Origin of the sequence: Halorientalis litorea, from assembly GCF_023028225.1 — an archaeon.
GTDB lineage: Archaea > Halobacteriota > Halobacteria > Halobacteriales > Haloarculaceae > Halorientalis > Halorientalis litorea.
Genome location: NZ_CP095482.1, coordinates 1,167,640 through 1,179,836 on the forward strand (window position 1 = coordinate 1,167,640; position 12,197 = coordinate 1,179,836).

The window sequence follows — 12,197 nt, forward strand, 5'->3', positions numbered from 1 at the left end:
AGTCCGTGACTAGGCCCCACGGCTATGTGTCCCCGAATGGTATCGCTCTGACGTGTCCCGGAACGCAGACCTACTCGAGGTGCTACGGTCGGTGGCCGTGGCCGCCCGCTCCGAGCAGATAACGTTCCTCGCGGCCAGCCTCGCCTACTACGCCTTCGTCTCCATGTTGCCGCTCCTGTTGCTCGCGCTGGCCGTCGGGTCCGCCATCGGCGGTGCGGCCTTGGCGTCGCGACTCGTCAGCCAACTCGGGACGGTCCTCTCGCCGAGCGGCCAGCAACTCGTTATTGGCGTGTTGACCGACGCGAGCGGACGCGGGGGTGCTACCGTCTTCGGCGTCCTCGTTCTGCTGTGGGGCGGATTGAAACTGTTTCGCGGGTTGGACGTGGCGTTCGCGTCGGTGTACGGGAGAGAGACGAGCCTCGGCTTCCTCCAGCAGGTGAAAGACGCACTCGTGACGCTGTTGGCCGTCGCCGCCGGGGTGGGCGTCACCGTCGCGGCCGGACTCGTCGTCAGTCTCGCACGCGTCCCACTCGTCGGTATCGTGGGGACACTCGCGACGACTGCCGGGTTGACGTTGACCTTCCTCCCGCTGTACGTCCTGTTGCCGAACCCTCGGGTACCGGTCCGGGACGCGATACCGGGTGCGGTGCTCGCGGCCGGTGGCTGGACGATACTGGGGACCGGATTCCGCATCTACGCGGCCAACGCGGGTGGGTTTCAGCTCTACGGCGTCGTCGGCGGTGTCCTCCTGTTGGTGACGTGGTTCTACTTCGGCGGCATCGTGTTGCTCCTCGGCGTCGTGTTGAACGCGGTGTTGGCGAACCGTGCCGGACTGTCCGACAACCGGCAACTACAACAGGTGTCACGCCGACGTGGCGCACAACCGATGACCGACGAGCACGGGGACCGGGACCCGTCGGCGACCGGGGAGCGGGCCGACGACGGTGACCACGGCGAGGCGGCGGGCGACCGACACCCAACGGACGAGGACATCGCACAACTCCGGGCGGAACTCGAAGAGATGGAAGACCGCACTGTTCACCGCGACGAAATCGAGCGGGAGTTGAAACAGTACGTCCGCCGCCGCGTCCGGCGCGGCCACGCAACCGGGTGGGGTCCCTACCTCGTCCTGCTGTACGGCACCGCCATGACGCTCGGGGCCTTCTCCTTCCTCTCGGGCGGGTGGGCGATTCTGGCCATGCTCATCGTCTGGCTCTCGACGCTGGGGCTGTACGCGCTGATGCTCGTCGTGGGCATCACCGTCACGGCCGCGGGCCTCCCGGGACGCCTGCGGGACGCCGTCGGGAACTTCCGGCGATGACGCTCGGCGGTGGCGAAATCGAGGCGGTCCAGTCACTGCTCGGCGAGTTCGTCGTCGTCTTCGCGCTGGTCACCCAACTGGGCGACATCTGGTTTTACTTCACGGTGCTCGGGACGTGGTACTGGCTCGGGGACCGAACGCCCGTCCTCGGCCCCCTCGCCGACCGCCGCCTCACCGCCGGAATCGTCGGCCTCGGCGTCGGCGCGATGGCGGTGACCCTCGCGCTGAAGGGGGCGTTCGCACTGGAGCGACCGCCGGGCGCGGAGGCGGCCGTCGCGGCCGAGGCCGTCCCGCGGGCACTTCGCAGTCTCTACGCGGCGGCGGCCACCGGCGACGGCTTCGGGTTCCCCAGCGGCCACGCCATCGGGACGACGGCCATCTGGGGCGGCGTCGCGTGGTTCGCCCGCGGCGGCAACCGACGGCGACGGCTCGCCGTCGCGGGGAGTATCGTCGCCGTCGTCGGGTTCTCTCGGGTCGCGCTCGGCGTCCACTACGCCGTCAGCGTCGTCGCCGGCGTCGGTATCGGCCTCGCGTACCTCCTCGCCGTCACCCGTCTGGGAAGCGACCCGGCGCGGACGTTCGGCGTCGCGCTCGTCGTCGCCGTGTGTGCCGCCGTCGTGACGGGGGGCGGCGAGGACGCGGCAGTCGCGTTGGGGCTGGCCGGCGGGAGCCTCCTCGCGTGGCTGGCTCTCGGCGCGCGCGTCCCGGCACAGCCGACGACGGGACGGGAAGCGGCCGTGACGGCACTGCTCGGCGTGGTCGTCTGTGGTGGGCTGTTCGGGGCGACGCTGGCACTCGACCCACCGGTTTCGGTCGCAGTCGCTCTCTCGGGGCTGGTCGGCGCGACGGTGCTGGTGCTCCCGGTCGTGACACACGGCGTCGAAAAAGCGGAAGGTGAGCCGACTTAGAACGTTTCGAGGTACCGGTCGAGTTCCCACTGGGAGACGTCGACGAGGTAGTCGGTGTGTTCCTCGGTCTTGGCCTCGACGAACTTCGGCCCGACGTGTTCGCCGAGCGCGCCGTAGACCGTCTCGTCGGCTTCGAGGGCGTCGATAGCCTCGCCGAGGTTCTCCGGGAGCGTGTCGATGCCGTACTCCTCGCGTTTCTCCTCGTCGAACTCGTAGATGTTCTCACGGACCGGGTCGGGACAGTCGAGGTCACGCTCGATGCCGTCCAGACCGGCGTGGAGGAGTGCGGCGAAGGCGAGGTACGGGTTACACGACGGGTCGGGGAAGCGTGCCTCGATGCGGCTCGCGGCCGGGATGCGCGCGGCGGGCTTGCGGATGAGTGCCGAGCGGTTCCGGTCGGACCACGCGACGTAGACGGGTGCTTCGTAGCCGGGCACCAGACGCTTGTAGGAGTTCACCGTCGGGTTGGTGACGGCCGCGAGGGCCGGGGCGTGTTCGAGGATGCCCGCGATGAAGCTGTGGGCCTCGTCGCTCAGGTCGAACTCGTCGTCTTCGTCGTGGAAGGCGTTCTCGCCGTCCTCGAACAGCGAGATGTGGGTGTGCATCCCGGAGCCGTTGATTTTCGGGATGGGTTTGGGCATGAACGTCGCGTGCAGGTCGTGTTCGGCCGCGATGGCGCGAACGACCGTGCGGAAGGTGGCGACGTTGTCTGCCGTCGAGAGCACGTCGTCGTACTCGAAGTTAATCTCGTGCTGGCCCTGTGCAACTTCGTGGTGGCTGGCTTCGATTTCGAAGCCCATCTCCTCCAGTCCGTAGATGATGTCGCGGCGCACGTCGGAGGCGAGGTCCTTGGGTGCGACGTCGAAGTAGCCGCCGGCGTCGCTCGTCTTCGTCGTCGCGCGGCCGTCCTCGTCCTCCTCGAACAGGAAGAACTCGGGTTCGGGGGCGCAGTTGACGGTGTAGCCCAGTTCCTCCGCGCGTTCGAGTGCCTGCTTCAGGACGTAGCGCGGGTCACCCTCGAACGGTTCGCCCGTCGAGGTGTTGATAACGTCACAGATGAGGCGGGCACTCGCGTGGTCCTCGCTGTTGCGCCACGGGAGGACGGCGAACGTCGAGGCGTCGGGGACGAGGCGCATGTCCGACTCCTGAATCCGGACGAAGCCCTCGATGGAGGACCCGTCGAAGTAGATGCCCTCGGTGAAGGCCTTCTCGACCTGTTCGGCCGGGACCGAGACGTTTTTGACGGTGCCGAGGATGTCCGTGAACTGTAGTCGGAGGAAATCGACGTTCTGCTCTTCGATCTCGTCTACCACTTCCTGTGCCTCTTCAGTGAGGCCGCCGTCCGCTTTGACGTTCGGGTTTGTCATATTTCTCGACACGCGATGGGAATACCCGAGATACTAAAACCCTACTGATTTGCGCAAAGATTCCACCTCTACAGATAGAATTGGATGTTCGTAAAATTCTAATACCCGGGACGAGTGTCACGAAACGATGACGTACGAAAATCTCGACCGGAAGTTAGTAAATGCCCTGCTGGGGGATGGTCGCGCCAGCCTGCGAAGCCTCGGAGAAGACCTCGACGTGTCGGTGACGACCGTCTCGAACCACCTGAGTGACTTGGAGGAGGACAACATCATTCAGGGGTACACACCCAAGATAGATTACGACGCGCTCGGGTACGACGTGACTGCTATCCTCCAGTTGAAAGTGGAGGGGTCGGCACTCGTCGACGTCACGGAGCGGCTCAGGGAACACGACCAGATGATAAGCGTCTACGAAGTCACCGGCGACTACGACATCATCGCCATCGGGAAGTTCACCGACACCGACGGCATGAACAACCAAATCAAGGAACTGCTCACCGAACCCGACATCAACGAGTCGAACACCAGCGTCGTCCTCAACGCCGCCAAAGAACACGAGCAGTTCACGCTGGACTTGGAGTGAACCGCACGCGGGCACCACACAGGTCCCAGTGACGCCACGTCAGGCCGATGAGAGATAGTGACACGGCTACCGTCCGGCGTTCCCAACCCTTTTGACTGACCAGTCAGTTAGTTACGGTACTAGATGGCCGACGACGTGACGGGCGATATTCTGGACGCGACGTACGTCGCACTCTGTGAGCGCGGCTACGCCGACGTGACGATGCAGGACATCGCCGACCACACGGACAAGAGCAAAGCGACGCTACACTACCACTACGACAGCAAGCGTGACCTCATGGTCGCGTTTCTGGACTACCTCTACGAGGAGTTCACCGGCCGCGTCGGGGACCCGCCGGGCGAGACGGCTCCGGAGCGACTCGACGCGTTCATCGAGCGCGCGCTGTCCCCGCCTGAGACGGACCCCGAACGCAGACAGGCGTTCGAAACCGCCCTCCTCGAACTGAAGGCACAGGCACCGTACGACGAGGCGATTCGTGAGCGACTGGTCGCCTTCGACCAGTTCCTCGTCACGCGGGTCCGCGACATCGTCGCGGACGGCATCGAATCGGGAGCCTTCCGCGACGTGGACCCCGCGGACACGGCCCGGTTCGTCGCGACGACGCTCGACGGCGCGCACACGAAGCGGGTAGCTGTCGGACAGGACATCGACTGCACGCACCGGATGCTGCGGTCCTACGTCCAGACGCATCTGGTCGCCGGGCGGTCCGACGCGGAGGTCGTGCCCGAATGAAACTCCTCAAAGGACAGGACGAACTGAACCTGACCGACGGGAGCATCGCCAAGCCGCTGTTCTACCTCTCGTTGCCCATCATCGTCACGAACCTCCTGCAGGTGGCGTACAACCTCGCGGACACGTTCTGGCTCGGCCAGTTCGACGAACCCGAACCGCTGGCGGCCATCACCTTCGGGTTCCCGCTGGTCTTCCTGCTCATCTCGCTCGGCATGGGACTGTCCGTCGCGGGGAGCGTCCTCGTGGCCCAGCACACCGGGGCCGACGAGAAGCGGGAAGCCGAGTACGCCGCCTCCCAGACGGTGACGTTCGCGTTCATCGCCTCCACACTGCTCGGCCTCGGGGGCTATTTCGTCGTCGCGGACTTCATGGCCCTGCTCGGCGCGGAGGGGGAGGTCCTGACGCTGGCCACCGAGTACATGGAGGTCATCGCGCTCGGGTTGCCGTTCATGTTCGGCTTCTTCGTGTTCATCTCGCTGATGCGCGGGTCCGGGGACACCATCACGCCGATGCTCGTGATGTTCGGCACCGTCGTGTTGAACATCACCTTGGACCCGTTCCTCATCTTCGGGTGGGGACCGTTCCCGGCACTCGGTGTCCAAGGAGCGGCCGTCGCCACCGTGTTCTCTCGGGGGTTGGCGATGCTCGTCGGGATGGGAATCATGCTGGCCGGGACACGCGGCATCCGCATCCGTCTCACGGAGATGGCACCGGACCTGACCTACATCCGGAAACTCCTCCGTATCGGCATCCCGGCGTCCATCGAGGGGACCGGGCGTGCCCTCTCGGTGAACTTCCTGCTGGTCATCGTCGCCACCTTCTCCGTGACCATCGAAGCGGCCTTCGGCGTGGGTATCCGGGTGTTCTCGCTCGTGTTCATGCCCGCCATCGCCGTCGACCGCGGCGTCGAGACGATGACCGGCCAGAACATCGGGGCCGACAAGCCCGAGCGGGCGGCCGCGACCAACCACTTCGCGGCCCGGGTGTCGTTCCTCGTGCTCGCCGCATTCGGCGTCGTCATCTTCGTCACCGCACCCGCGATTATGAACGTCTTCACCGACCAACCGGACGTCGTCGCGGAAGGCGCGACGTTCCTCCGGTGGGTCGCCCCCACCTTCGGGTTCATCGGCATCGTCCGCGCCTACTCCGGCGGGTTCCGCGGCGCGGGCAAGACGCTGACGGCCGCGGCCATCTCCATCACGATGCTTGCGGTCATCCGCCTCCCCGTGGCCTTCGTGGCCTCACAGGGCTTCGCCCCGCCGGGATGGTGGATTCTCTCCAGTCCCGACCCGCGCGGTATCTGGCTCGCGTTCGCCGTCTCGAACGTCCTCGCGGCCGGCATCGCGTTCCTCTGGTTCGAGCGCGGGACGTGGCGCGAGGCCGACCTCACCGAGGACGAGGGCGACAGCGAGGCCGGCGGTACGCCGACGCCCACCGACGACTAAGCACTACTTTTCCCTCGTGAGAAGCGGTTTCGCGACGACAGCCGTGGCTCCCCGGGGAGCGTCGAAAGAAATCGAGTGTCTGTTAGCAGGCGGTGCGACCGACGAGCGAGCGTGGCGTGTGGTTGGCCGGGCTTACATCGCGCCGCCCATGCCACCCATGCCGCCCATGCCACCCATGCCGCCGCCCATGCCGCCGCCGGGACCGCCGGCGGGTGGTCCTTCGTCGTCGTCGTCGGAGCCGCCGCCCTTGAGGTCGCCGGCCGCGATGACGTCGTCGATGCGGAGAATCATCACGGCGGCCTCCGTGGCGGACTCGACTGCCTGCGTCTTGACGCGGAGGGGTTCGACGACGCCGTCCTCCTGCATGTCGACGACATCGCCCGTGTAGGCGTCCAGCCCGGCGGTCGTCGCGCCGCCGTCGTGCTGTGAGCGGAGGTCGACCAGCGAGTCGATGGGGTCGAGTCCGGCGTTCTCGGCGAGCGTGCGCGGGACGACGTCGATGGCGTCGGCGAAGGCCTCGACGGCCAGCTGTTCGCGGCCACCGACGGAGTCGGCGTGGTCACGCAGACCGAGCGCGAGTTCCGTCTCGGGAGCACCGCCGCCGGGGAGGACCTTGCCGTCCTCCAGCGTGACGCTCACGACGCCGAGCGAGTCCTCGATGGCGCGCTCGACTTCGTCGACGACGTGGTCGGTGCCGCCGCGGAGAATCATCGTGACGGCCTTCGCGTCCTCGACGTCCTCGACGAAGATGCGCTGGTCGCCACCGATGTCCTTCTCGGCGACGGAGCCAGCGAAGCCGAGGTCTTCCTCGGTGACGTCGTCGATGTTCGAGATGACGCGGGCACCCGTCGAGCGGGCCAGCGCCTGAATGTCGGAGGACTTGCCGCGGCGCACCGCGAGGATGCCCTCCTCTGCGAGGTAGTGCTGGGCCATGTCGTCGATGCCCTTCTGGCAGAAGACCACGTCGGCACCGGCGTCGGCGAGTTTGTCGACCATCTCCTTGAGCTGTTTCTCCTCTTGGTCGAGGAACTGCTGGAGCTGGTCGGGGTCGGTGACGTTGACCTCGGTGTCGAGTTCGGTCTCGGGGACCTCGATGGCCGTGTCGAGCAGCGCGACGTCCGCGTCCTCGACGGCGTAGGGCATATTATCGTGGACGCGTTCCTTGTCGACGATGACGCCCTCGACGAGTTCGGACTCGTCGATGGAACCGCCGACGACCTTCTCGACTTTGATGTTGTCCGTGTCGATGCCCTCGTCGTCAGCGACGGCGCGGACGGCGTCGACGACGAGGCCCGCGAGGGTGTCCTTCGCGGCCTCGGCACCCTTGCCGGTCATCGCCGTCGCGGCGATCTGTTCGAGGATGTCGGTGTCGTCCTCGCTGACCTCGATGGCCATGTCCTCGAGAATCTCCTTTGCCTTCTCGGCGGCCTGTCGGTACCCTTGCGCGAGGATGGAGGCGTGGATGTCCTGGTCCAGCAGGTCCTCGGCCTTGCCGAGCAGTTCACCGGAGATGACGACCGCAGTCGTGGTCCCGTCGCCCACCTCGTCCTCTTGGGTCTGGGCGACTTCGACGATCATGTTCGCCGCGGGGTGCTCGATGTCCATCTCGTCGAGGATGGTGACGCCGTCGTTCGTGACGACGACGCTGCCCGTGTCGCCCACGAGCATCTTGTCCATCCCTTTCGGGCCGAGTGTCGTCCGTACCGCCTCGGCCACGGCCTTCCCGGCCGTGATGTTCATCGACTGTGCGTCTTTGCCCGAGGTTCGCTGACTCTCCTCGGAAAGTACGATGAGGGGCTGGTTGCCCATCTGCTGTTGAGCCATAGTCACTCAAAGGTTGTATTGCCATTCTATATAAAAGTTGTGTCCACAGCGTGCCGGAACCACCACAGGGAAGCGTCGCCCTTTACCATGACAAACCGTGCCACGAACGGGTTTAAACGCACACAGGGAGCGGGGTCGGACCGGGCAGTGTGCAACAAATTTACGTATCGGGTTCTCGACGTGTAGCCATGGAAGTCGGCGTCGACCTCGACGAGGAGACCGTCGAGGAACTGCGGGTAGAGGCCCGGCGGCAGGGGTTCGACGGCATCGAGGCGTACCTGCGCTGGATAGTCACGCACCGTCCGGCCTCGGACCTCACCGGGACTCAGGCACCAGCCATCGCCAGCCGCGTCTCCGACATCGACCAACGGCTCACGGTCCTCGAACGCTACCTGAACGTCGAACGGGGCGAGGACGGGACGCTCGACGTGTCGGGGGACACCGACGGGGCGTTCGGGTCGACGGCGGCGGAGACCGAGGACCCCGACGAGACAGCACCCGACGCGGACGAGGAAGGGGACACGGGCACCGACGACGAGGTGATTCCCGACGAGGAGGCCGAAGCGGGGGCCGACGACGAAGACATCGCGGCCGCTGTCGACGAGGTGCCGTTGGACGACGAAGACTGAGGACGAGAACGGACGAGGGAATCAGCGGCTCCTCGATTCCAGTTTTTGCACCGAGTTACCCGGTGAACTGGTGGTACTCCATCCCCTCGCGTTTCATCTCGTTGTGGCGGCGTTCGAGGAACGAGTAGACGGCACCGTGGGGCGCGCCGTCGAGTATCATCTCGGCGGCCTCCCGGACGGTGTCGACCTGTTCCGGTTGGCCGATGACACCCAGCGTCGACCCGTAGATGACGACTGCCGCCCCCGAGAGTTCCTCCATCAGTTCACGGGTCCGCCCGTCCTCGCCGATGAGGCGGCCCTTGTTCCGGCGCATGTCCTTCTTGTTCCGGGAGGCCGCCTTCAGGTCGACGACGTCGAACATCATCATGTCGTCGGCTAGCAGTTCGAGCGCGTCCTCCGGGGCGAACCCACGACCGATGGCCTTCACGATGTCGGGACCCTTCAGTCCGGTGATGGGGTCACCCACCTTCTCGATGCGGACCGACCCGGTCTCGCTGTCGATGTCGAGACGCACCTCGGCGCGGGACTCGATTTCGCGCATCGTCTCGCCGCCCTCGCCGACGAGTACGCCGATGCGGTCCTGCGGAATCTTCACGTGCTGCATAATATACACGACGATACGGCACCGCGCCGTTTTAAGCCTTCGCACGGCGGGGCCGCTAGCAGGCACGCCACTCTGTCACTTTGTCAATTTTATCGTGTTCTTTTACAATTTTCCTCGTATATTATGCGGTTACTGGTTGGTACACCTACAAAAGTGCCGGTACGTTTTTCACGTGTCGAAATGAGTTCAAGACGTGATATGTGATAGCCGTCCCGTGGTTGGTCCAACCACAACAGAGAGTACGTTGCCTGTGAATCGATACCCGACTGCCGGAACGTATCGATGAGGTGTGATTCGCGGTTCGGCCTCCTCTTCGAGTTGATAGAGGACGCCGTCGTGGACGTGGAACTCGTCGACGGCGTCCCCGTCGTCAGGGAGGTCAATCCGGCGTTCGTCGACATCTTCGGCTACGACCCCGAGACGATAGTCGGCGAGTCGCTGAACGAGTTCATCGTCCCGGAGACGCAGGTGCGGGAGGCCACGAAGTTCGACAAGCGGACGGAGCGCGGTGAGGTCAACCGCGCCGTCGTCTCCCGCCGGACGGCCGCCGGCGTTCGGCGTTTCCGCTACCGTGGCGTCCCCTACACCCGCGACGGCGGTCGGCACGGCCTCGCTATCTACACCGACATCACCGACCAGCGGCGGCGGGAACAGCACCACCGGGTCCTCCACCGCGTCCTCCGGCACAACCTCCGCAACCGACTGACGCGAATCATCGGCTCGGCCGAACGGTTGCACAAACCCGACGCGGACGTGGAGCGACACGCCGACGACATCCTACAGGCCGCCCTCGGCCTCAGTGAGTTGAGCGACCGCGCGGGAAACGTCGAGGATATCCTCGATTCGACCAGACCCGAGCGACACGAACTCGACCTGAGTGACGTCCTCGGCGGCGTCGTCGAACGGGCACGCGAGCAGTACCCCGGCGCGACGTTCGAAGCGGAACTTCCCGACACCCGTCCCGTCCTCGCGGACGACCGCGTCGCCGTCGCGTTCACGAACCTCGTGGAGAACGCCGTCGAACACGCCGGTGGGTCACCGGTAGTGACCGTCACTGCCGAACGCGAGGGTGCGGACGTGGTCGTCACCGTCACCGACGACGGCCCCGGGATTCCCGACCACGAACGGGCGGTCATCTTCGACGGCCAGCGAGTGTCCCAGCACACCCACAGTACGGGCCTCGGCCTGTGGGTGACGAAGTGGCTCGTCGAGGGGTTCGGGGGGCGACTGGACTACGGGAGAGCGGACGGCAGGACACACGTCTCGGTCCGGCTCCCGACCGCCGCGTGACCCGACTGTGGGTGTTGCCCGCGCGTTTCGTTCACTCGCTACCATCCCGCGGGTCGTTTCTCCCCGCTCCGCACGGGCCTTCGCTCACGCCGTTCGTTCGCTCTCGCCCTGCTCGCGGCTCACGCCGCTCGCTTTTCCGGTGGCTCGCGCGCTTCGCTTACTCGCCACCGCCGACCACGAACTCGAACAGGTCGTCGTCGCGCACGTCCATGCCCTGCCGCCGGAAGAACGCCGCCACGTTGTGACAGTCCCGTTCGAGGAACTCCCGGCTGTTGGGGTGGTGGACCGTCACCGCCTGCCCGAGGTCGATGACGACGAGTTCCGACCCGTGGAGCAGGATGTTGTACTCCGAGAGGTCGCCGTGGACCAGTCCCGCGTCGTGGAGACGGCGCATGTACTCCCGAACGACTTCGTAGGCCGTCTCCGGGTTCTCGACGTGGACCTCGCCCAACCGTTTCGCCCGGTCGTCGGCGAGGCCGAGCAGTTCCATCACGAGGACGTTCCGTTCGACGGCGATGGGTGTCGGGACGCGCACACCGGCCGCCCGGGCGCGCGAGAGGTTCGCGAACTCCTTGCGGACCCACGCCTTGACGACTTCCCCTTTGTCCTGCCCGATGCCCTCGAACCGCGGGTCGCCGTCGAGGTAGCCCCGCATGTCGCGGAAGTCGGAGGCGTTGATGCGGTACACTTTGACCGCCACCTCCCGGTTCTCGCCGGGCCGTGGCGAGTCCTCGGGGAGGTGTTCCACCGCCGTCGCACCGCCGAGTGCCTGATAGACGTTGGCCTCCTTACCCGTGGAGATGGGGCCACCGAACGCGTCGATGTACCCGTCCTGAACGAGTTTGTAGAGGGCGGCGAAGGTGGCGTCGTCGAAGACCGAGGCCTCGACCTTGAACTGGTCGGCGTCCTTGATTCGCTCGCGGAACTGGTCGAACTCCCGGTCGCGCTTGCGGGCGATGCGGTCGGCGTCCGTGTCCGAGACGTCGACTTCCTCCCACTCGTCGCCCGGCGAATCCACGTCGTCGGTGTCCACGAGGTCGAACTCGGTCACGGCCACATCCCCCCGGGTGTTGGCCGGTCGACTGTCGGGACCACACGACGCGATACGACGGACCGCATTAGGGGTGAGTCACTCCCGGATGTGCCCCTCCTCCCGGAGTTGGTCGGCTTCCTGTTTCTCGTAACGCCACGTGATGTCCCCCTTCTCGTCCTGCCAGTCCCACGGTTCGACCAGTACCACGTCGTCCTCGCGTATCCAGATGCGCTTTTGCATCTTGCCCGGGATGCGGGCTGTCCGTGTCTCACCGTCCATACACCGGACGCGAACCCGGTTGGCCCCCAGCATGTCCTCGACGACGGCGAACACTTCGTCCTCGTCGGGCATGCGGAGGTCAGTGCGGCCCTCGTTGTCGCTCATGGCCGGTGGTTCGGCCGCGGGACGGTTTAACTTTTGCACAATCGCGCCGAACGCGCGCGAGCGACGAGGCACCCACC

12 protein-coding genes are annotated in these 12,197 nt (G+C 65.9%); 7 read left to right on the forward strand and 5 right to left on the reverse strand.

Annotation, left to right across the window (positions count from 1 at the left end; genetic code table 11):
- Positions 1-52: 52 nt before the first annotated feature.
- Together MUG95_RS06275 and MUG95_RS06280 are read left to right on the forward strand one after the other, a co-directional pair.
- A complete protein-coding gene (locus MUG95_RS06275) occupies positions 53-1,321 on the forward strand; it encodes a YihY/virulence factor BrkB family protein (RefSeq protein ID WP_247010216.1) in 1,269 nt (422 codons plus the stop codon).
- On the forward strand, positions 1,318-2,229 hold the full coding sequence (locus tag MUG95_RS06280; protein WP_247010217.1) for a phosphatase PAP2 family protein: 912 nt from the start codon (positions 1,318-1,320) through the stop codon (positions 2,227-2,229). The genes MUG95_RS06275 and MUG95_RS06280 overlap by 4 nt, the downstream gene beginning before the upstream one ends.
- Here MUG95_RS06280 and glnA read toward each other — a convergent pair.
- The gene (glnA, locus tag MUG95_RS06285; protein WP_247010218.1) at positions 2,226-3,596 is read right to left on the reverse strand and encodes a type I glutamate--ammonia ligase; all 1,371 of its coding nucleotides are present in this window, start codon (positions 3,594-3,596) and stop codon (positions 2,226-2,228) included. The two genes, MUG95_RS06280 and glnA, sit on opposite strands and share 4 nt — an antisense overlap.
- 127 nt (positions 3,597-3,723) lie before the next feature.
- On the opposite strand from glnA, the gene lrp reads away from it, so the two are divergent.
- From lrp to MUG95_RS06300, 3 genes are all read left to right on the forward strand, one after another.
- On the forward strand, positions 3,724-4,179 hold the full coding sequence (gene lrp, locus MUG95_RS06290) for an HTH-type transcriptional regulator Lrp (protein ID WP_247010219.1): 456 nt from the start codon (positions 3,724-3,726) through the stop codon (positions 4,177-4,179).
- 123 nt (positions 4,180-4,302) lie between these two features.
- Entirely contained in the window at positions 4,303-4,911 is a 609-nt protein-coding gene (locus MUG95_RS06295) for a TetR/AcrR family transcriptional regulator (RefSeq protein ID WP_247010220.1), read from the forward strand.
- Positions 4,908-6,356: an MATE family efflux transporter gene (locus MUG95_RS06300; RefSeq protein ID WP_247010221.1), complete on the forward strand. Its 1,449-nt coding sequence runs from the start codon at positions 4,908-4,910 to the stop codon at positions 6,354-6,356. The genes MUG95_RS06295 and MUG95_RS06300 overlap by 4 nt, the downstream gene beginning before the upstream one ends.
- A gap of 132 nt (positions 6,357-6,488) precedes the next feature.
- Here the strand turns inward: MUG95_RS06300 and thsA are convergent, their stop codons facing one another.
- On the reverse strand, positions 6,489-8,165 hold the full coding sequence (thsA, locus tag MUG95_RS06305; protein WP_247010458.1) for a thermosome subunit alpha: 1,677 nt from the start codon (positions 8,163-8,165) through the stop codon (positions 6,489-6,491).
- A 203-nt stretch (positions 8,166-8,368) separates the two neighbouring features.
- Here thsA and MUG95_RS06310 point away from each other — a divergent pair, with 203 nt between their 5' ends.
- Complete coding sequence (locus MUG95_RS06310; RefSeq protein WP_247010222.1) at positions 8,369-8,809, forward strand: hypothetical protein; 441 nt, start codon at positions 8,369-8,371, stop codon at positions 8,807-8,809.
- Between the two features lie 55 nt (positions 8,810-8,864).
- Here MUG95_RS06310 and MUG95_RS06315 read toward each other — a convergent pair whose 3' ends face one another.
- Positions 8,865-9,413 carry a KH domain-containing protein gene (locus MUG95_RS06315; RefSeq protein ID WP_247010223.1) on the reverse strand — a complete coding sequence of 183 codons (549 nt, stop codon included), beginning with the start codon at positions 9,411-9,413 and terminating at the stop codon, positions 8,865-8,867.
- Between the two features lie 282 nt (positions 9,414-9,695).
- Between MUG95_RS06315 and MUG95_RS06320 the strand changes: the two genes are divergently transcribed.
- On the forward strand, positions 9,696-10,703 hold the full coding sequence (locus MUG95_RS06320) for a sensor histidine kinase (protein WP_247010224.1): 1,008 nt from the start codon (positions 9,696-9,698) through the stop codon (positions 10,701-10,703).
- Between the two features lie 157 nt (positions 10,704-10,860).
- Here the strand turns inward: MUG95_RS06320 and rio1 are convergent, their stop codons facing one another.
- Positions 10,861-11,760 (reverse strand): serine/threonine-protein kinase Rio1, encoded by a 900-nt coding sequence (gene rio1, locus MUG95_RS06325; RefSeq protein ID WP_247010225.1) that lies wholly within the window; start codon positions 11,758-11,760, stop codon positions 10,861-10,863.
- A 72-nt stretch (positions 11,761-11,832) separates the two neighbouring features.
- Positions 11,833-12,120 (reverse strand): translation initiation factor eIF-1A, encoded by a 288-nt coding sequence (eif1A, locus tag MUG95_RS06330; protein WP_247010226.1) that lies wholly within the window; start codon positions 12,118-12,120, stop codon positions 11,833-11,835.
- Positions 12,121-12,197: the final 77 nt, after the last annotated feature.

Coding starts and splice junctions, on each gene's coding strand:
- MUG95_RS06280 (WP_247010217.1), top strand. CDS start 1,318: ATGACGCTCGGCGGTGGCGAAATCGAGGCGGTCCAGTCACTGCTCGGC.
- MUG95_RS06295 (WP_247010220.1), top strand. CDS start 4,303: ATGGCCGACGACGTGACGGGCGATATTCTGGACGCGACGTACGTCGCA.
- glnA (WP_247010218.1), bottom strand. CDS start 3,596: ATGACAAACCCGAACGTCAAAGCGGACGGCGGCCTCACTGAAGAGGCA.
- MUG95_RS06315 (WP_247010223.1), bottom strand. CDS start 9,413: ATGCAGCACGTGAAGATTCCGCAGGACCGCATCGGCGTACTCGTCGGC.
- thsA (WP_247010458.1), bottom strand. CDS start 8,165: ATGGGCAACCAGCCCCTCATCGTACTTTCCGAGGAGAGTCAGCGAACC.
- MUG95_RS06300 (WP_247010221.1), top strand. CDS start 4,908: ATGAAACTCCTCAAAGGACAGGACGAACTGAACCTGACCGACGGGAGC.
- lrp (WP_247010219.1), top strand. CDS start 3,724: ATGACGTACGAAAATCTCGACCGGAAGTTAGTAAATGCCCTGCTGGGG.
- MUG95_RS06320 (WP_247010224.1), top strand. CDS start 9,696: ATGAGGTGTGATTCGCGGTTCGGCCTCCTCTTCGAGTTGATAGAGGAC.
- MUG95_RS06310 (WP_247010222.1), top strand. CDS start 8,369: ATGGAAGTCGGCGTCGACCTCGACGAGGAGACCGTCGAGGAACTGCGG.
- eif1A (WP_247010226.1), bottom strand. CDS start 12,120: ATGAGCGACAACGAGGGCCGCACTGACCTCCGCATGCCCGACGAGGAC.